15 protein-coding genes and 1 pseudogene are annotated in these 20,079 nt (G+C 36.2%); 2 read left to right on the top strand and 14 right to left on the bottom strand.

Translation table 11 applies throughout. From position 1 onward, the window contains the following. Positions 1-23: 23 nt before the first annotated feature. Positions 24-1,007 carry a hypothetical protein gene (locus tag JCM6256_RS06750; RefSeq protein WP_025080983.1) on the bottom strand — a complete coding sequence of 328 codons (984 nt, stop codon included), beginning with the start codon at positions 1,005-1,007 and terminating at the stop codon, positions 24-26. An 87-nt stretch (positions 1,008-1,094) separates the two neighbouring features. On the opposite strand from JCM6256_RS06750, the gene JCM6256_RS06745 reads away from it, so the two are divergent. After that, a complete protein-coding gene (locus tag JCM6256_RS06745) occupies positions 1,095-2,342 on the top strand; it encodes an MFS transporter (protein WP_025080982.1) in 1,248 nt (415 codons plus the stop codon). A gap of 51 nt (positions 2,343-2,393) precedes the next feature. On the opposite strand, the gene JCM6256_RS06740 is transcribed toward JCM6256_RS06745, so the two are convergent. The 13 genes and pseudogenes from JCM6256_RS06740 to JCM6256_RS06675 form a co-directional block, all read right to left on the bottom strand. Further along, a complete protein-coding gene (locus JCM6256_RS06740; protein ID WP_025080981.1) occupies positions 2,394-4,157 on the bottom strand; it encodes an ABC transporter ATP-binding protein in 1,764 nt (587 codons plus the stop codon). A 276-nt stretch (positions 4,158-4,433) separates the two neighbouring features. Then, complete coding sequence (locus JCM6256_RS06730) at positions 4,434-5,264, bottom strand: helix-turn-helix domain-containing protein (RefSeq protein ID WP_025080980.1); 831 nt, start codon at positions 5,262-5,264, stop codon at positions 4,434-4,436. Between the two features lie 104 nt (positions 5,265-5,368). Then, positions 5,369-5,872: an O-acetyl-ADP-ribose deacetylase gene (locus JCM6256_RS06725; protein WP_025080979.1), complete on the bottom strand. Its 504-nt coding sequence runs from the start codon at positions 5,870-5,872 to the stop codon at positions 5,369-5,371. Between the two features lie 99 nt (positions 5,873-5,971). Next, a complete protein-coding gene (locus JCM6256_RS06720; RefSeq protein ID WP_025080978.1) occupies positions 5,972-6,829 on the bottom strand; it encodes a sugar ABC transporter permease in 858 nt (285 codons plus the stop codon). 6 nt (positions 6,830-6,835) lie between these two features. Beyond that, the gene (locus JCM6256_RS06715) at positions 6,836-8,194 is read right to left on the bottom strand and encodes a carbohydrate ABC transporter permease (protein WP_025080977.1); all 1,359 of its coding nucleotides are present in this window, start codon (positions 8,192-8,194) and stop codon (positions 6,836-6,838) included. 74 nt (positions 8,195-8,268) lie between these two features. Beyond that, a pseudogene (locus tag JCM6256_RS10010) lies at positions 8,269-9,488 on the bottom strand (extracellular solute-binding protein). Between the two features lie 94 nt (positions 9,489-9,582). Continuing rightward, entirely contained in the window at positions 9,583-10,689 is a 1,107-nt protein-coding gene (locus JCM6256_RS06705) for an ABC transporter ATP-binding protein (RefSeq protein WP_025080976.1), read from the bottom strand. Between the two features lie 19 nt (positions 10,690-10,708). Further along, positions 10,709-11,371 (bottom strand): beta-phosphoglucomutase, encoded by a 663-nt coding sequence (gene pgmB / locus JCM6256_RS06700; RefSeq protein ID WP_025080975.1) that lies wholly within the window; start codon positions 11,369-11,371, stop codon positions 10,709-10,711. Then, positions 11,356-13,629, bottom strand: coding sequence for a glycoside hydrolase family 65 protein (locus JCM6256_RS06695; RefSeq protein ID WP_025080974.1), 2,274 nt, complete (start codon positions 13,627-13,629; stop codon positions 11,356-11,358). Before JCM6256_RS06695 ends, pgmB begins: the two co-directional genes overlap by 16 nt. A gap of 151 nt (positions 13,630-13,780) precedes the next feature. Beyond that, on the bottom strand, positions 13,781-15,502 hold the full coding sequence (locus tag JCM6256_RS06690) for a glycoside hydrolase family 13 protein (RefSeq protein WP_025080973.1): 1,722 nt from the start codon (positions 15,500-15,502) through the stop codon (positions 13,781-13,783). A 19-nt stretch (positions 15,503-15,521) separates the two neighbouring features. Continuing rightward, the gene (locus JCM6256_RS06685; protein ID WP_025080972.1) at positions 15,522-17,180 is read right to left on the bottom strand and encodes an alpha-glucosidase; all 1,659 of its coding nucleotides are present in this window, start codon (positions 17,178-17,180) and stop codon (positions 15,522-15,524) included. A gap of 112 nt (positions 17,181-17,292) precedes the next feature. Then, entirely contained in the window at positions 17,293-18,243 is a 951-nt protein-coding gene (locus tag JCM6256_RS06680; protein ID WP_025080971.1) for a LacI family DNA-binding transcriptional regulator, read from the bottom strand. An 8-nt stretch (positions 18,244-18,251) separates the two neighbouring features. Continuing rightward, positions 18,252-19,025, bottom strand: coding sequence for a tyrosine-protein phosphatase (locus JCM6256_RS06675; protein ID WP_025080970.1), 774 nt, complete (start codon positions 19,023-19,025; stop codon positions 18,252-18,254). Positions 19,026-19,261: 236 nt separating this feature from the next. Between JCM6256_RS06675 and thiD the strand changes: the two genes are divergently transcribed. Beyond that, positions 19,262-20,074 (top strand): bifunctional hydroxymethylpyrimidine kinase/phosphomethylpyrimidine kinase, encoded by an 813-nt coding sequence (thiD, locus tag JCM6256_RS06670; RefSeq protein WP_035438425.1) that lies wholly within the window; start codon positions 19,262-19,264, stop codon positions 20,072-20,074. Positions 20,075-20,079 lie beyond the last annotated feature (5 nt).

Here is a 20,079-nt window from a genome sequence, read left to right as displayed (position 1 = left end):
TCTAGCCGTTATTTTTGTCTTCATTAAGCAAAATTATCTTTTTTAATGAAACGATACAAAGCAATTAAGTTAACGCCAATCGCACAGGCAATTGCTACATAAGCCATAGCTCCAACAGATACAGCATTGTTTGCCGCTTGTGCACCCATTTGGTTTTCCATTGCATAAGCTACAACCCAATGGCGCATTAAAACAGGCGTAAAAATAAAACTAATCATCGTAATAAATGAAGCAATTAATGTAGCATTACGAGAATACGGTTCTTTAAACATTTGCGCTAAAACACAAAATGCAGGTGCAATCATTAATAATAAAGTCCACATAATAATCCAGCGTCCTGAAGGCGAACTCATCATTTGCGCACTATTCGTTGCATAACGATAGGAACTCCACAATTGATTTCCTGTAAAAGTATTCCACAAATTAAGGAAATAAGTTCCTTGTTGTCCATAACTTCCGCCATGAGTTGAAAGAACACTTTCAACAACTTGTAAACTATCAGTTGACCCTGCTGAAGTAAAATCAACACTAACTACTTGCTTCATATAAGTAGCTAAAAACATTAAGACTGATCCACCTAATTGCAAAGCACGCAACATGCTAAGTTTTCTGGAAGCTTTTAATTTAAATTCAATACTTAATACTCGATTTGGATGGTGGCTATGACCAATAATGTATATACCTGCTGCCACAATTATTGCTAAAATAATCAATCCCCACCAGAGCTTAATCATTATTAAAAATATCGCTACTAATATGATAGCTACTGAAACATAGGGACGATCTGAAAATATATTCCAAAAATTTAATTTTACATGCGTATATTCTTGGCGAGAATTTATATTAGAAAAATCCGGCTGTCTCTTAGGCTCTGCCTTTTCTCTCATTTGTCTAAATTCTCTACGATCATTAGCTCGCGTTTGAGCATATCGTGACTTTGCCACATTTGCATTATGATCACCGTGTTCTTTTTTCATCCGATATTCACGGCGTGACATATGTGCCATATTGGCCACACTCCCTTCTCTGAATCACTATCCTAACATAGAACTATTAAAATAAGTTATCAATAAATTAATGAAAGAGATGACTTTTTGAAAAATCAAAAATCAGATCAACTTCCTGCAGGTTGGCATAAAGCTTTTTATACTCTGTGGCTAGGCTGTTTTATCACTGGTATGGGCTATTCGATGACCATGCCCTTTATCTCGCTGTTTATTTCCGATATTGGAAATTACAGTAAATTACAAATTAATTTATATTCGGGGTTAGCGTTTGCGATGACCTTTATAGCTCAAGCAATAGTTTCTCCATATTGGGGAAGTTTAGCTGATAGCAAAGGTCGAAAATTAATGTGTATGCGTGCTTCAGGCGTGATGGCATTAACAATTACTTTAACAGGCTTTGCTCCAAATGCGATTTATATTATTGTAATGAGATTTATTCAAGGGTCTTTTTCAGGCTATATTAACAACGCTACAGCGTTAATGGCGGGTGAAACACCACATCAACGCAGCGGTTGGGTTATGAGTCAAATGATGACTGCTGGAACGGCCGGCAACTTAGTAGGACCTCTATTAGGCGGTGGTTTATCAAGCTTCTTTGGTAATTGGCTAGGTGGAGCTTGGGGCTATAGAATTCCTTTCTTCATCACTGGATTTTTAATGTTTATAGTTTTTCTTGGCACAAGTTTCTTAGTTCATGAAGACTTTACTCCAATTTCTCGTGAAAAGATGAAGCCAATGGGTGAAATCATGAAAAGTTTGCCAAGCGTTAAATTAATCATTTTAATGTTTGTAACAACAATGCTTGTTCAATCTTCCACCATGTCAATTGATCCAATCGTTTCGCTATATGTAAAATCTATGATGCCAAACAGCAGCGATGTGGCCTTTGTAGCCGGAGTTGTAGCTGCCACGCCAGGATTAGGAACTTTGATCGCCGCATCCAAAATTGGTCATAAAATGGATGAAATTGGACCTCTTAGAGTTCTCAGAATTGGATTAATGATTGGATTCATTCTCTTTATTCCGATGGCCTTAACTAATAATCCTTGGGTTTTAGCAGCATTGCGTTTCTTACTAGGGATTGCAAGTGCCGGGATGCTTCCAGCTGCTCAAACCGTTTTAACATTAAATACACCTTCTGAAAGTTTTGGCCGAATTTTTAGTTACAACCAATCCTTCCAAGCTGTTGGCTCTGTGTTAGGTGCATTAATGGGTTCTGCAATTTCTGGTTTTTCAAATTATGCAACTGTATTTTGGATTACTGGATTTACTCTATTATTAAACTTTATTCTCGTAATAATTTTTGCTTGGGGTATCTCATATCGAGATAGATGAGGAACGCAAAGAAGTCATCTCAATCACATGGTTGAGATGACTTCTTTGCTATTACACATAGGCTTCCTTTTGTAAATTGTACATATCATGATAATCGGTATTGGATTTCATTAGGTTTTTATGTGAATCAAAGCCTTGAACCTTGCCATTTTGTAAGAACAAGATCTTATCAGCATACTTAACAGCTGAAAGTCGGTGTGTAACGAATACAATTGTCTTACCTTCATTTTCAACCAGAAAATTCTTGTAAATTTCATTCTCACTGTTTGCATCAATAGCTGCGGTAGGTTCATCCAAAAATTCAACTTGTGCGTCACTGTAGATACCACGAGCAAGTGCAACTTTTTGCCATTGCCCGCCAGACAGTTCAACGCCACCAGCAAACTCCTTGCTTAAAATTGTCTGCAAACTAATATTTTTATCCTTAAGAAAGGAATTAAGACCAGCCTTATCTAAAGAAACTTTTACTCTCTCCATATTTTCTTTTCGGAATACAGAGACGTTATCAAGCAAGCTGAGTTTAAATCGCGAATAATCCTGAAAAGTTGCAGATAAGTTATCACGATAGTCCTTTAGATCATAATCTTTCAGATTCTTACCATTAAGCTTGATCTCCCCTGAACTTGGATCATAGAAACGCATTAATAGCTTAATCAAGGTTGACTTACCAGAGCCATTTTCACCAACAATCGCAATTTTTTCGCCCTTGTTAATCTCAAAATTAATATTATGTAAAATTTCTTTTTTAGAAAACGGATATGTGAAGGAGACATGGACAAGCTGAATCTGATTAACATTACCATTAACTTGTTTAGTACCACTTTTAAAATCATCATGATATTTTTCAAAACGGTTATACTTCTCAACCCAAAGAAGAGAATCATAAAGCAAACTGCTATCCTCTACAATAGTTGCTAGAGAACTAGATACAGATGCAATTACCGAAATGAACATCAACAAGGCACCAGCGCCAATTGTTCTTTGACTCACTGAAGATGCAAACCAATAAAAACCGTAACCTGACACGGCTACTACCAATGCAAGAAAGATGGAGCTAGCATACATCTGTTTCACTCTAATTTGATCCACATCTTTTCTCGTATCCTTAAAGAGATTAATGTATCTGCTGATGACAGTAGGAAACATATTGAACAAGCGGACCTCTTTAGCATCCTTTCTGTCTAATAGTAAAGAACTTAAGTAGTCTAATTTTCTAGCATTTTTGCTTCTGGTAACCATCGTTTCAAAAGCTTGCTGTTGAATTCGATAGTAGCTCAGACTTTGAGGAATCATGACCAAAAAAAGGATAATCGCAATCCACCAATTGTATCTAGCTAACAAACTCAACATGAAGATTAAAGTCAAGCCAGATTGAATGACTGCTACGCCGAAGACAATCAGGTTAACAGGACGCCATGACGCACCATCTTTTAGCATTTGTAGTTCATCAAAGTACGTGCTATTGTCAAAAATACTCAAAGATTGTAAATCTTCAGACTTTTTCATCAAATTAACATTGATGAAACCAGTTAGCTTATCGGTCAGAATCCCTTGAATAGATGTTGCAAGTGGTGGTACCAACTGAGTAAATACAGTAGCAATAATCCAGACGCTAAGACTAAGCCAGAATGACCTGTTCAGTGTTACTTCGTTGATAACGCTTTGTCCTGCATTAACCGCTATAACTGAAGCAATTGCTTGAATTGGTGCAAAAAATACGACGAAAGTAGCAACGACTGGAGAAGCTTTGAAAAATAACTTGTACGTAGATAATAGAAGACTGACATAATGGTGAAAAGAGTGTAACTTTTTCATATTATCCCTTCTCCCAATTAACCTAATTAGTCCAATTATTAGGATTTACAAAATTAGAAATAATATAATTGATTTCTTGCTGAGAAATCTTAGTTTGGTACTTAACTGTGTATCTGTCCCTCATTAATTTTCTCCTCGTATTAACTTTATATTCGACTCATTTTTATAATGGATACCATGGATCCATTATTAATTCCTACTTATTTTACTATTTGTGCTCTAATCATAACTCATAAAAAAATCAGAAAATAAAAAGTGTCATAATTGACACCATTTTTATTTTCTGATTTTTTCAACTATTTTATGCATCCCACTACTATCAAGAAACTTTAATACTTCTTCTGCTTCCTGAACATTACCACTGAAAACGTTGAAATAATATTTCATCATTATCTTGGCGAAACAATTATTAGGATCTACCGCTAACGAATCTAATATCTTTAATGCTTTATCTACGTTAATCATCACAATATTTTTACTATTTTTAGCCACATAATTTAAATAATTAACCAAAATTGCAGATACTATTTTTTGTTTCTCTTTCGAAACAGAATTTATATCCCTAATATTACTTAAAATAGTTTTCAAAATTGAGTTAATGTCATTGGAATTAAACATAAACATTGAAATAGAAAAAAGCCTTAACCCATTTTCTGTCCAATTATTCGTTTCAAAAATTGCTTCTTTTATGTGTTTCTTATCCGTCTCTGATATTCTACCCAGCTTTCCTAAAATCGAAGATTCAACTATTATGATTTGAGCATTGATACTGCATAAATTTAACTTATTAGTATCCCGCTGTTTTAACAAATTCCGTAATTCTACTATTTTAGAGTAATCTTGCTCATAATATGCCGTATGCAACAAATCCATACATTTAGCTTCAGTTAACTCTTCATCATCTTTTTTACTTTGAACCTTCTTAAAAAAAGCTGAATAATCAATATTATGCAAATCTAAAATATGAAGTAGATCATCTGTCCTAATACTAAAAAGACCTCGTTCCACCTTGGAATAAAACGACTTAGTGAGAATCTCACCAGCCATCTGACTCTGGCTAAGATTTAGTCTCTTTCGTTCTTCTTTAAGTACCTCGCCAATATTCATTTATTTTTTCCTTGTATATGTAAATAAAAATAATTTAATCTAATCAAAAGGATCATGAACAACTTACTGCTCATGATCTTTTTAAATTTTACATTTTCCATTTCCTACGCTACCATCTTCTCATACAAGCGATACATCTGATTATCATAGGCGCATAACGCAATTATCATCTTATAATCAGGATTTTCCTTTTGCCACTTTTGAATAGTATCAACTGCAATTTTAGTTGCACTTTCTGCAGGATAGCCATACACGCCAGTAGAAATAGCTGAAAAAATCACACTATGAAGTCCTTTTTCTTTAGCTAAAACAAGTGAATTATAATAACAAGATGCAAGCATATGAGCGTCACTTGAATCACCTGAATATACTGGACCTACAGTATGAATTACATATTTTGCCGGTAATTTATAGCCGTGTGTTATCCTTGCTTCTCCTGTTGGACAACCATGCAAAGTTCGACATTCGGCTAAAAGTTCTGGTCCAGCTGCCGCATGAATCGCACCATCAACTCCGCCTCCACCAAGCAGACTTTTATTTGCAGCATTGACGATGGCATCAGCTTTCATCTTAGTAATATCGCCTTGAATAATTTTTATTTCTGACATTTTTTACCTTCTATATATTTCTTTATTATAATCTCAAGTGTAAAACAAAAACGTCTTATCGCAAAGATAAGACGTTTTTTAGCATAAGCAAATTTTTGGTTAACCTTTATCAGCACCAGCAGTAATTCCGTTAACATAGAATTTCTGCATGAAGATGAACAAAATTGTAATAGGAATGGCGATGATTACACATCCTGCAACGAATTGTGCAAAATATGCAGTGGCGTTACCTTTTGCAGTATGAACCATGTTATATAATCCGTAAGCAATGGTGTAACTCTTCGCATTTCCTGAAGTTGAAAGAATAATACCTGAGAAAATGAAGTCTGTCCATGGTGCGATGAAAGCAGTCAAAGCAGTATAAACAATCATTGGCTTAGAAAGTGGCAAACCAATATGAACAAATACTTGCCACTTAGTTGCGCCGTCGATTTCAGCAGCTTCATCTATTGCCCGGGGAATAGTATCGAAGAATCCTTTGGCAACGTAAAATCCTAAACCTGCACCACCAACATAAACAAGGAACAATCCAAAGAGGTTTAACATGTTAAGACCTTTTAAGATGTAGTACAAGGCAATCATTGACATGAAGCCTGGGAACATTCCTAAAACCAATGCAATTTGCAAGAATGGCTTTCTAAAGGCAAAACGAAGTCGTGACAATACATAAGCAACTGAAATTGTTAAGAAAGTAGAAACAATCATTGAAGCAACTGAAACTATCAATGTGTTAATAATCCAGTTTACAAATGGATATTGTGGATTGGTAAAAATACCGACATAATTTTGAAGAGTGAATTTATCAGGCCAGAAGGTCGAAACAAATCCAGTATCATTATATGAAAAGCTGGCTAAGATAATCCAAATAATTGGTAAAACCCAGAGAATAGCTAAAACTGTTAATAGGATATACCGAAAGATTAATGAGAGCCGTCTTTGATTTGTGTAAGACTTCATGATATTTTAGCCCTCCTTGAAAGCATTCGTGTGTCTGTATGCAATAAGTGATACAACCGCACTGATAATAAAGATCAAAATACCTAATACCGCAGATGCGTTATAACGTTGTTCTTGACCAAATGTTAAATTATATAGCCAAGTTACAAGCAAGTCTGTCGACCCGGCACCGTTATATTTGCTGTTCATTGGCGCACCACCCGTCAGCAAGAAGATAACGTTGAAGTTGTTAATATTACCAATGAATTGTTGAATCAATGATGGAGCCATTACAAATAAAATTTGAGGGAAAGTAATTGATTTGAAGATTTGAACAGCGTTCGCACCATCAATCTTAGCAGCTTCAATTTGATCAGTTGGCAAGTTTTGAATAATAGCTGTAGAAACCAGCATTGAAACAGGAATACCGATCCACATGTTAACAATGATTACAGTAATTCTAGCTACTAATGGTGAGGCTTGATTATCAATAAAGTGAATTGGATGTGAAATCATACCAATATTCATCAAAATATTATTTAATGCACCTTGATAATCTAAGAATTGTGCCATCATTAACAAAGATACAAATTGTGGCACAGCCCATACGAGAACGAATACCGTTCTCCAAAAGCTCTTGTGCTTAATTCCTTTGGATTCAATTAATAAGGCAAGCAAAACTCCAAAGAAGAAAGTAGTTGCAGTAGCTAAAACTGCCCAAATCAAAGTCCAGCCTAAAACTGGGAAGAAAGTACCAGCTAAATCACCACTTAAAACATTTCCGAAGGCCTTAAAGCCTGTCCAAGAAAAGGCAATTGGGTGCTGACGGTCATAATTGGTAAAGGCCATCGAAATCATGAAGACTGTTGGCAAAATAGTGAAGAACAAAATACCAAGTAATGGAACAGCCATCAAGGTTGCATGTAAACGAATATCAAACAAGTTCTTGATTTCTTCTATATTAGTTGGAATATGTTCACCATCACGCTTCAAGATATAATTATGTCTTGTTGAACGTAAGTTAACAATGTAAAGATAAATAACGGCAATACATAAAATTATAGCCAACACACCAAACAACAGAATCAAAACTGAATTTGATGGTTGTTTAGTAACATATACACCTTGTGCAGCATCATAAACAACTTTTTTGGTTTTATCTGTACCTAGCGTTACCAACATGCTTAAAGCAGAAATACCACTGAAGATAAACCAAACAAGGAAAATTACTTCGGATAGTAAAAGTGCTAATCCTTTTATCCACTGTTTGTTGGCCAAGGCATTACTACCCATTATCAAGAATGATAATTTAGTAGCAATATCGCCTTTAGTCCATACCTCTCGATAAGTTGCTTTAGGAGCTACATGCTTTTTCTTTCTAAACATAACTTCTCCCCTTCTCCAGCAAAAAGGTTGGACTAATTAACTGACCAACCTTTGCTTATGCTTTTAAAAGTTAATTATTTCTTTTCAATATTCTTTTCAAGCTTAGCAAGTTGAGCCTTGTATTGTGCAGGTTTAATCTTGCCGTCATAAGTACCACTGATAAGTGGAGCTGAACCATTCCAGAATGCTGCCATTTGTGGAAGCATTGGTTGTAATACTGAGTTACCTGGTTTAGCCATTTCAATTACTGACTTAGCAACTGGGTCGTTTTGAACTGCGCTTGAGTTAACAGCTGCCTTCAATACAGGAATTTGACCGGCTTCTTTATGAGCAATCAATTGTGCTTTCTTGTTAGTAATGTAAGCAGCTAAATCTGAAGCAGCTTTAGCGTTCTTGGTGTGTGAGTTAACTGCGAAACCTTCAATACCAAGGAATGCTTCCATTTGTACTGACTTGCCGCCAACTTCAATCTTAGGATATTTAGCAACTGCAAAGTCTTTGCCTAAGATCTTCTTAATGTTAGCTGCGTTCCAAGGACCGTCTAAGATAGCTTGAGCATTACCCTTCTTTAATTGGTTCAAAGCATTTGAAGTTTGCATTACGCCCTTGTTATCCTTTTGAGCTGCGTACCACTTCAAAGCATTAATACCTTGTTGTGAGTTAAAGGTTGAACCCTTAAGTTGTTGACCATTGTCACCAAACAACTTAGTACCTGCTGAGAACATTACTGGCCACATTACGTATGCATTAGTAAAGTCTGTAGCAACTACACCCTTTGAAGTTAAAGTCTTCCAATCTTTTACATCATTAGCTGAAAGCTTTGACTTGTTATAGTAAATAGTTTGAGCTTGTTGTGCGTATGGGAATGCGTAAATCTTGCCCTTCCAAGTTACACCAGTTGAAGCTTCGCTTACGTAGTTTGCCTTAATATCTTTAGTTGCAGAAGGTGAAAGTGGGTTAATGTAACCTGCTTCGGCCATTTGACCTAATTGATCATTAGGAACTTCAAATACATCAGCAGCCTTTGATGGGTCCTTACCAACATCAGTCTTTGCGTTAGCTGAACCATTTGGACTTTGAACAACACGAACCTTAATGTTTTATTCTTCTTAGTAAAGTCGTTAGCAATTTGCTTGTAGTATGGAACTTGTTCGGTATCTACCCAAAGAGTCAAGTTAGCCTTCTTGTTGCTAGAACTTGATGATGAATCTGATGAGTTATTTGAACAAGCTGCAAGTGACATAGCAGCTAAAACAGCAGTACTACCTAAAGCCAATTTTTTCCAAAACTTCATGACTTTATCCTCCTAAAAAATCAAAACAATACATATCCTTACTAACAGCAGTTCAGTCTGCGAATTGTAAGCTTAATTAAATTAATTACTAAGACTAGTTAACAATTGCCTTAGTTGTATCTTTGTCAAAGAAGTGAGCCTTGTTTACATCGAAGCCCATCTTTACCTTGTCGCCTGGCTTGTGATAATCACGAGCATTAACAATTGCGACAAATTCAGTGCCGTCCACTTTTTGATAAAGTTGAATTGTTGAACCTAAAAGCTCAGAAACAACAACTTGTGATTCCACAACGGCATTTGGCCAAGTTTCCAAAAATGCTTCTTCAGAGTGAATATCTTCAGGACGAATTCCAAAGACAACGTCTTTATCTGCATAGCCTTTTTGTTCAAGCATCTTAGCTTTACCTTCAGGAATTTCAATATTAAGTCCCTTACCATCAGTAATTCTTTGATCCTTGTAGTGAACATTGAAGAAATTCATTTGAGGTGAACCGATAAATCCAGCAACAAATTGGTTAACTGGATGATTATAAACTTCAAGTGGAGTTCCGATTTGTTCAACCTTACCCACTGACATAACCACAACTCTATCAGCTAAAGTCATCGCTTCGGTCTGGTCGTGAGTTACGTAAATAGTGGTAGTCCCAAGTCTTTGGTGAAGCTTGGCAATGTTTGCACGCATTGAAACACGAAGTTTAGCATCCAAGTTTGAAAGAGGTTCGTCCATCAAGAAGATTGGTGCATCACGAACAATTGCACGACCTAAAGCAACACGCTGACGTTGACCACCAGAAAGTTCTCCAGGTTTCTTGTCCAAATATTCTTTCAAACCTAAAATATCTGCGGCATGGTGAACACGCTTATCAATTTCTTTCTTGTCATAGTGACGAAGCTTTAAGCTAAATGCCATATTGTCGTAAATGGTCATATGTGGGTACAAAGCGTAGTTCTGGAATACCATAGCAATATGTCTGTCCTTTGGTGCCACATCGTTCATAACTTTGTGGTCAATTTCCAAGGTACCTTTACTGATGTCTTCCAAGCCAGCTACCATTCTTAAAGTAGTTGACTTACCACAACCTGATGGACCAACGAAAACGATGAATTCCTTATCTTTGATATGCAAATCAAAGTCATTTACTGAATAGAAATCATTGCCTTCATATTTTTTGTAAATATGGTTTAAATCAACCTCAACCATACTTTCCCCCTACTTTCTATTACTTTCTTTCAAAAACTTCTTCGATCTTGCTCAACTTCAATTCTGCAGTTGATGGAACAATGTAATCAGCTTCTTTTAAAAGCTCCTTATCGCCAATTCCAACTGCAAATTGACCGGCAGCCTTAATTGATTCAACTCCCGCTTTGGCATCTTCAAAACTGATTACCTCATCAGCCTTAAGACCGGCAATTTTTTGTGCTTTTTCGTAAATTTCCGGATCCGGCTTGCCATGATGAAGAGTTGCCGGATCAACGATGCCATCAAATTCATCCATAATGCCCAAACGATTTAAAATCTTTGGCGCATTCTTAGAAGCTGATGCAATAACCATCTTTAAATTTTGTGCCTTTGCATCTTTTAAAAGTTCAGGAATGCCAGGCAAAATATCCTTTGGCGTCATTGTTTCAACTTGCTCAACAAACTTGGTGTTCTTTTCCGCAGCGAATTTTTCCTTTTCAGCTTCTGAATATTTATCTTCCTGTCCGCCGTACTTTAAAATCAAATTCAATGAATCCATTCTTGAAATACCGCGAAGAGAATCAAGCTGATTATCATTTAAAGTGATATTCAATTCTTTGGCTAAGTTATTCCAAGCAGTTAAGTGGAAACGAGCTGAATCGGTAAGCACTCCGTCTAAGTCAAAAATTAATCCTTTAAGCATTCAGTTTTGCCTTCTTTCAGGTCTAATTTCTTACCCTCAACCAAAACTTCAAGATCGTCACCCTTAAGTAAAGTGATCTTAGTTTCTTCATGATCAACATAAACTTCAATTAAACGATCACGGTAATTAATCTTGAAACTGTAATGATCCCAATTATCGGGAACAAATGGATTGAATTTCAATTGATCATGATCATATCGCATCCCTGCGAAACCTTGAACAATTGCAAGCCATGAACCACTCATTGAAGTAATATGCAAACCATCAACCGTATCATTGTTGTAGTTATCAAGGTCAAGGCGAGCAGTTCTTTCGTAAAGCTCAACAGCTTTCTTCTTTTTGCCAAGTTCTGCAGCCAAGATTGAGTGAATACATGGAGAAAGTGAACTTTCATGAACAGTTAATGGTTCATAGAAATCAAAGTTCTTTTCTTTTTGTTCCTTAGTGTAGCGATCGTTTAAGAAGTAGATACCTTGTAAAACATCCGCCTGCTTGATGAATGGTGATCTTAAAATCTTATCCCATGACCAATGTTGGTTGATTGGTCTTTCTTCAGCAGGAATTGAACTTGCTGGACGAATATCTTTGTCTAAGAAATCATCTTGTTGTAAGAAAATTCCTAACTTCTTATCTTCACCCAAGTACATCTTGTCTACGATGTCTTGCCACTTAGCTTTTTCTTCGTCAGTGACATGAAGTCTTTCTTGTGCTTCCTTAGTTGCTTTTGGCAAACGCTCTAAAGTATATTGAAGAAGCCATCTTGCCATTGTGCTTGTGAACCAATTGTTATTAACGTTGTTTTCGTATTCGTTAGGTCCCGTTACACCGTGCATAACGTATTTGTTACGCCATTTGGAGAAGTGAACTCTATCTGCCCAAAATCTTGCGGTATTGACTAAAACATCCATACCTTCATTCTTTACGTAACTTTCGTCGCCAGTGTAATTAGTGTATTGATAAATCGCAAATGGGATATCAGCATTTCTGTGAATTTCTTCAAAAGTGATTTCCCATTCGTTGTGACATTCGATACCGTTAAAGGTAACCATTGGGAACAATGCACCATTAAGACCTTGTTGCTTAGCATTATGGAAAGCACCTGGCAATTGATCATGACGATATTGAAGAAGTGCTCTTGTAACGTTGGGATTAGTTACACACAAGTACATTGGAACGATATAAGCTTCTGTGTCCCAATAAGTTGCGCCACCATATTTTTCTCCTGTGAATCCTTTAGGCCCAACATTCAAACGCTTATCTTCACCATAGTAAGTCATGAAAAGTTGCAAAATGTTGAAGCGAATACCTTGTTGAGCGGCATCATCACCTGCAATGACTACATCACTCTTTTCCCAGCGCTTTTGCCATACAGCTGTATGATCCGCTAAGTTTTCGTCAAAGCTCTTAGATTGAAGCTTATCCATTAACTCGTTAGCATTTTGCTTTTGATCAACAGCTTCAACATCACGACTTGTTACAACGATAACGTCTTTTTCCAAGTCATAGCTTTGACCTTGATCTAATTCAACAGATAACTTTTCACCAAGTTTTGCCTTATCAGTAGTAACCTCACCATCAAGTTTTTCACCGTTATGACGTAAGCTTTCTTTCAATAAAACTGTGAATTGTGGAACCTTGTATGGATTTGATTTGGTTTCAACTTGAATTGTTTTAGCTTTAGAATCTTCATCAATTGGCATCCAGAAGTGTTCATCATAGTTGCTATCTTCATTGATGATTGTTCCATCTAAAGTGGAATCAAAATCAATTTTGACATGTCCTTCAAGAACGGTTGCCTTAACTTGAATCAATGCTGCTTGCTTTAGACTAATATGAAGAAAACGTTCAAATTCAAATTTAACTTTGACATCTTTTCCTTCATAAACGAAGCTTCTTGAAAGCAAACCTTGATGCATATCAAGTGAAAGATTAAAATCACTGAATTTAACTTTAGCTAAATCAAGCTTTTCACCATTAATAGTAATACCGATCCCAATAAAACTTGGGGCATTAATACTCTTGCCGAAATATTCAGGATAACCATTTTTCCACCAACCAACACGAGTTTTGTCAGGGAACCAAACACCAGCTAAATATGTTCCTTGTAAGCTATCGCCTGAGTAACCTTCTTCAAAGTTACCTCTCATTCCCATGTAGTCGTTACCGATTGCTGTCATACTTTCTTGCAATCGTTTATCATCTTTATTAAATTTATGAGTTACGACCTTCCAAGGGTCGATTTCAAAAATTCGTTTCATATCTTTTCTCCATCAGGTGCTCTTTTGTTTACGCTTACATTATGCTTTGATTGAAAACGCTTTACAATATGAAAACCCCTGTTAACGGTATCAAGATGCAACAATAAAAAAGAAGCTAGGCAAACGCCTAACTTCTTTTTCTATGAAATTACTACTTAACTACTATTGCAAAGCCATCTTTAGCTAATTTTCCATCTTGGTAATCTTGACTTAAACTTGGAGCTAAATCAATTTCAACGTCACTATTAGTTGTATTAAAGTAAGCAATAATTGTTTCTTTTTGCTTTCTAACCACCTTAATGAGGCCATTTTCTGTTACGGATAACAAAGTTGTACCTTTACCCAAAACTTCAGAATGATCTAAACGGAATTTGATTAAGCTATGAACTCTTTGCCAAACAGGTCCGTCTTCCTTACTCCAATCCATAGGCTTACGACAATCTGGATCATTGCCACCTTTCATGTCCATTTCATCACCATAATAAATGCATGGACTGCCTGTCTGAGTAAAAATAAAGGCCATTGCTTGCAAAGCTAAATCTTGATTATCATTAGCAACAGTTAAAATTCTTGCCGTATCATGACTGTCTAACGTATTAAGCATTGCCTGATTTGTGGCATCCCTATATAGCATTAACTGATCATTTAAATGTTCAACCAAGGCCTTCGCACTCATCTTATGCCCAAAGAAATGATCCTCAACTTGCAGAGTAAATGGATAATTCATAACACCTGAGAATTCATCCCCATTAAGCCATGGACGAGCTGAATGCCAAATTTCACCCACAATGTAAAAGTCTGGCTTAAGTGCTACCAAAGCCTTATGGAATCTCTTCCAGAAATGGTGATCAACTTCATTAGCAACATCTAAACGCCAAGCGTCAATATCAAAGTATTTTACCCAATAAGTAGCAATTTCCAGCAAGTAATCTTGAACTTCTGGATTTGCGGTATTCAATTTTGGCATTGCTGGTTCAAAGGCAAAAGTTTCATAAGGCGGTTCGCCTTCACCTTTAGATGGATTACGATATGGTTCAACAGGATATGAATTAATATGGAACCAATCTGCGTATCGTGATTTTGAACCACTTTCAACAACATCTTGCCACTGCATTGAATTTTTACCAATATGATTAAAGACGGCATCAAGCATAACTTTCATGCCACGTTTGTGCGCCTCATTAACAACTTTGGCAAAAAGATCCTTATCACCAAAGGCGGGATCAATTTCAAGATAATCAACCGTATCATATTTGTGGTTCGAACTTGCCTTAAATACTGGACAAAAGTATAGACCATTTACGCCTAATTTTTTCAAATAATCTAAATGATCAAGAACGCCTTGTAAATCACCACCGTAAAAATCTTCTCGGCCGGGATGATCTTCAGGGTTCCAAGGTTTAGTATTTGCAGGATCATTACTCTTATCACCATTAGCAAAGCGTTCAGGGAAAATTTGATACCAAACGGTATGCTTAACCCATTCAGGAGTTTTATCCATATCAATCAAATGGAAGTATGGAACTCGGAAGTATGAACCATCGGCTTCAAGATTTTCTTTACTAAAATCATAAATTCCACGATCACCGACAATTTTATGATCGCCATCTTTGCCAATTACTTCAAAGGTATATTTAATACGATGATATGGAACCTCAAGCGTAGCAACCCAATGATCACTAACTTCACCTGAACCGATTTTTTCCATTTCTACAGATTCAGTATCTGTAGTTGGCATGTAGTTATCAACATAATGAACAATTATTTTTTCTACATCGTCTTTTGCAGTGTGAAAACGTACTCTCACCCGATTACGATCGAGAACAAAACAATCTTCACTTTCACTTCTGTGTCGTAAAGCAGCTAATTGCATATTAAATTCTCCATTCTTCCTAATTTTTCTTCAACACAACACCCGCATATGGCATCAAAGTTAACTTGCCATTAGTTAATTGATAATTCCCAGCCGCTAATTTTTCTTCATCAAATTCTTTCGGTATAGAAATTGTTGTTTTTTCTGGACTTAAAGAAACAGCGACAATAATTCTTTCATTTTTTAAATCACGTTCATAAACATACGAATTTTTATCAGTTGAAAGAAGGTAATAATTACCATCTTGAAATACATCCGTCTTCTTTAAGGCAATAAGTTCCTTGTAAAAACTCAAAGTAGAATTATCGTCTTCAAGTTCACCCGCAACAGTTGCATTGTCAACTTTCTCGCCATCAAGCCATGGTTTAGCCTCAGTAAAGCCATGATTTTCTTCATCATTCCAAGGCATTGGGCCTCTTGCTGGCATTTTATGAACTAAGCTAACCATATCAATTGCTTCTTGCTTTGACTTGCCGGCTTTTTCTGCATCTTTAACAAAGGGCGCTACAGTTTGATCATTAAATTGCTCAACATTTTCAAACTTCAAATTTTGCAAGCCTAATTCTTCACCGTAATAAATAATTGGAATACCGCGTTGCAAATACATAAGCATAGCTAAACTACGCGCTTCAGTTTCATTTTTTGCCACTCTTGTTCTAAGACGAACCATGTCATGATTGCTCCAGTAAAGAGTTGGATAAGAAACTCCCATTAAAGTTTGTTGCCAAATAGTTTGATTTTGTTTAAAAGCAGTCATATCAAGCGGCTTAGGTTGATATGCACTTGAAAAGCTGTGATCAACTTGGCTGTCATCTTCAGTAAAGTACCGGAAGGTTACTACGCTATCCATCAAATGATTGCGTTGAGAAGTATAATCAACAGCCAAATTTACATTTGCACTTGCTGCTTCTCCCAAAAGCAAAGTATCTGGATAATCTTGCTTAATTCGTTCACAAAACGGACGAAGCCACTCCTGAACTTGAGGCAAATTTGCAAAAAATGGTTCAGCTACTACCGGATCATCACTATTATTGCTAGTTGGGAAATTTTGTCTTAAATCTGCTTTGCCGATATGAATAAAAGCATCAAGACGTAAACCATCAATACCCTTTTCAAGCCAATATTCTGCAACTTCAAGCATTGAATGTCGAACCTCTGGATTTTTCCAGTTCAAGTCAGGCATGCGTTTGTCAAATAAGTGGAAATAAAACTCTCCTGTACCAGCCGGATCTTTTTCCCATACGCTGCCACCAAAGAAGCTTCCCCAATTGTTGGGACGCCGATTATTTTTTCCGGCAAAAATATAATAATCGCGATAAATACTATTAGGATCCTTAATTGCATCTTGGAACCAAGGATGTTGATCTGAAGTATGATTTAAAACGAAATCCATAATTACGTGAATTCCTGCTTTGTGGCAAGCTTTAATTAAATCATCCATATCTTCCATCGTTCCCATTGCAGGATCAATAGCAAAATAGTTTGAAACATCATAGCCATTATCAACTTGTGGTGAGACAAAAACCGGATTTAACCAAATAGCATTAATACCTAATTCTTTTAAATATGGAATTCGTTTTTTAATTCCTTTAAGATCGCCAATACCATCATTGTTGGTATCTTGAAAAGACTTAGGATAAATTTGATAAATAATTGCGTGATCATACCAATGTGCCATAATTTTTTCCTCCATTCACAGTCTAGCTTATAGAAGGAATCGCTTACAATAGTAAGTTGCTTGTTATCGGTATCAAAAAAGCATCTAGAAATTAATCTAGATGCCTTCATTTCTATCTTGTTGTTTCGCGCCGAACTAATGTCGGTTCAATCATTATTTCTCCCTGTGGGGAACCCGATTGAGCAATTTTTTGTAAAAGCATATTAGCCAGCAAGTCACCCATTTTAAAAATTGATTGCTTAACTGTCGTTAATTTTGGATTAGAAACTTGATCTAAAAATACGCCATCAAAGCCAATCACCCCGAAATCATCAGGTATTCGCGCTCCTTCTTTTTGCAGTTGCCTAATTACGCCCACCGCGATTCTGTCACTTGCACAAATAAAGCAAGTATCCTTTTTTAATTCCTTAAAATTGTCTTTAATCAATTTTTGAGCTTCATGACTATGATTGCCAACTCGATAAATTTGCGGAATCATTTGATGCTTTTGGAGCGTATTAATATATCCAGCTTCACGAGAATACTCAAATGGTTCTTTCACATCAATTCCCACAAAAATAATTCGTTTATATAAACGCGATAAAGCATATTCCGTCGCAATGCGTTCACCAGACTGATTATCTGTATCAACAAAATCATAACCGCGATGATTTTCACCAAACAAAACAAATGGTTTTTTCAATTTATCAAACCATTCATAATCTTCATTTCGTGCACCTGTAATTAAATATCCATCAGCCCGGCCCTGACCGATTTGCTTAGGATCAGTCACTAATTGCAAAGCATATTGCTTCTTAGTTAGCCCTTGCGCAAATCCAAACAACAAATTCATATAATATGGTTCAGTAGTATCAATATCTTCCAAAGTAATGAATTTAACTACATTGCTGCGGTTGTTAACTAAAGCCTGCGCAACGGAGTTGGGATGATAGTCAAGTGTCTCCATCGCTTGCTGGACAAGTCCTCTTAACTCTTCAGTTACTTGTTCAGGGTGATTGATTACTCGTGAAACCGTCATCTTAGAAACGTTTGCTTCTTTAGCTACATCTGATAAAGTTACCATATTTCATCCTATTCTAAATACATTTTTCGTAATTGATCCAAGTCATATTGGCTAAAACCAAGTTCTTTTTTAAAGAACGAATCGAAACTCCCCCAACCTTTACGAATAGTTTCTGTAATTCCTAAAATTGCCGTTCCTTCTCCCTTAGTAACATTCATTTTAGCAACCATTGCAGAAATATCATCATTGCTTGGTAAATTCCTAGAAACTGCGAAATCGTAAAGTTCGTTCGTCAACAAATAATCACGTGCAATAGTATCATCATTTACGCCAAGAGCCATCAAAACAAGAGCCGATGTCATGCCTGTTCGGTCTTTTCCGGCGCTACAATGATAAACCAAGCCTTCATCAGCAGGTAATTCCAAAAGTTCCGCAAATACTTTTGAAAATTCTTCCTGACTATGTGTGTTAAGTAAAGTTCGTTGATAAATTTGTCCAATAAAATTGTCTTTTAAATCCGGAATATGATGAACAAAGCGGTAAAGCTTATTCGTACTTTTATCCTTTCCAGGATCATCTGAATAAATAGGAACATCAACATATTTTACGCCAGACCATAAATCATCTGGAGAAGAGTTTTTTTCATAATTTGAGCGTAAATCGCAATCGACTGTAATTTTGCGTCTAACGAGCTTAATCTTATCCTTGACAGATAAAGAGCTTAAAGAATCTGAACGATAAATTTTATTCCATTTAACGCCTTGTCCCTTATTATTTTTATAGCCGCCTACATCACGAAAATTCAAAGGACCATCAAGCGCTACAATTCGATCGTGTGTCAATATTTTCACCTCATTATGTAATCGTTATCATACATCCATAATTATAGCATTATAGAGTATCATGTTATATTCATGCAACTGGAAATTGAATTCACATTGCTTTTTAGTTTCACGTGTAACACAAAAAAATTATTAGTACACAACTTTTTTCAGTTAACTTTTAATAAACATAGAAGCAATTATTGCTATACTCTATGTAAAAGAAAATAGACAAATATAATAACGAGGTATTCATAATGAAAAAAGAAACAATAGCCGTCACAATTGCAGGAAACGATAGCGATGGCAGTGCGGGAATGCCTGCTGATTTACATTCATTTTTTGCTCGCGGAGTTTATGGAATGGGCTTAATGACTGCCGCAGTAGCTGGCAACACAACTGGAATTTATGCTCAACAGGTTATGCCCATTGATTTTATTCAAAAACAATTTGACGTTTTAGCAGATGATTTTGATATTAAAGCTGCTAAAACCGGCATGGTTGCTGATTCAAAAGTTATGAATTGCGTTGCCGATAATTTGGAAAAATATGATTTCGGAAAAATCGTCATTGATCCTGTGATTTCGACCAAGCATGGCAACACCTTGATGGACAACGACTCTTACAATACTTTTATTAAAAGATTAGTACCCTTAGCTGATGTAATTACGCCTAATTTTTATGAACAACGCAAATTAACTGGCCTAGAATTAAATAGTTTAGACGAAGTCAAAAAAGGTGCAAAAATGCTTCAAAAAATGGGTGCGAAAAACGTGCTTATGAAAGGTCGCCATGACGGCAATGAAAAAGAAGTTACTGATCTCCTTCTTACAGAAAATGGCGAATTTTATACTTTCACCAAGCCCTACTTTAAAACTGACCGCGTAAATGGAACTGGAGACACTTTATCTGCGGTTATCGCAGCTGAACTTGCTAAAGGCACCAACTTGCTTGATAGCGTAAAAATCGCTAAAGACTTTACTTACGAAGCTATTTCTCACCCTATCGAAGTCGGTTCAAAATGGGGACCAATTAATCACTTGGCAGCTCAAAAAGATGAAAAAGAATAAGAAAG

It is taken from the genome of Lactobacillus hamsteri DSM 5661 = JCM 6256 (assembly GCF_000615445.1).
GTDB classification, from domain to species: domain Bacteria; phylum Bacillota; class Bacilli; order Lactobacillales; family Lactobacillaceae; genus Lactobacillus; species Lactobacillus hamsteri.
The sequence above is the reverse complement of the archived record's forward strand: the minus strand, read 5'-3'. Positions and strand labels throughout refer to the sequence as shown.

What these genes read in the sequence shown, in the direction of transcription:
- JCM6256_RS06750 (WP_025080983.1), bottom strand. Translation starts at nt 1,007, where the DNA reads ATGGCACATATGTCACGCCGTGAATATCGGATGAAAAAAGAACACGGT.
- JCM6256_RS06740 (WP_025080981.1), bottom strand. Translation starts at nt 4,157, where the DNA reads ATGAAAAAGTTACACTCTTTTCACCATTATGTCAGTCTTCTATTATCT.
- JCM6256_RS06730 (WP_025080980.1), bottom strand. Translation starts at nt 5,264, where the DNA reads ATGAATATTGGCGAGGTACTTAAAGAAGAACGAAAGAGACTAAATCTT.
- JCM6256_RS06725 (WP_025080979.1), bottom strand. Translation starts at nt 5,872, where the DNA reads ATGTCAGAAATAAAAATTATTCAAGGCGATATTACTAAGATGAAAGCT.
- JCM6256_RS06720 (WP_025080978.1), bottom strand. Translation starts at nt 6,829, where the DNA reads ATGAAGTCTTACACAAATCAAAGACGGCTCTCATTAATCTTTCGGTAT.
- JCM6256_RS06715 (WP_025080977.1), bottom strand. Translation starts at nt 8,194, where the DNA reads ATGTTTAGAAAGAAAAAGCATGTAGCTCCTAAAGCAACTTATCGAGAG.
- JCM6256_RS06705 (WP_025080976.1), bottom strand. Translation starts at nt 10,689, where the DNA reads ATGGTTGAGGTTGATTTAAACCATATTTACAAAAAATATGAAGGCAAT.
- pgmB (WP_025080975.1), bottom strand. Translation starts at nt 11,371, where the DNA reads ATGCTTAAAGGATTAATTTTTGACTTAGACGGAGTGCTTACCGATTCA.
- JCM6256_RS06695 (WP_025080974.1), bottom strand. Translation starts at nt 13,629, where the DNA reads ATGAAACGAATTTTTGAAATCGACCCTTGGAAGGTCGTAACTCATAAA.
- JCM6256_RS06690 (WP_025080973.1), bottom strand. Translation starts at nt 15,502, where the DNA reads ATGCAATTAGCTGCTTTACGACACAGAAGTGAAAGTGAAGATTGTTTT.
- JCM6256_RS06685 (WP_025080972.1), bottom strand. Translation starts at nt 17,180, where the DNA reads ATGGCACATTGGTATGATCACGCAATTATTTATCAAATTTATCCTAAG.
- JCM6256_RS06680 (WP_025080971.1), bottom strand. Translation starts at nt 18,243, where the DNA reads ATGGTAACTTTATCAGATGTAGCTAAAGAAGCAAACGTTTCTAAGATG.
- thiD (WP_035438425.1), top strand. Translation starts at nt 19,262, where the DNA reads ATGAAAAAAGAAACAATAGCCGTCACAATTGCAGGAAACGATAGCGAT.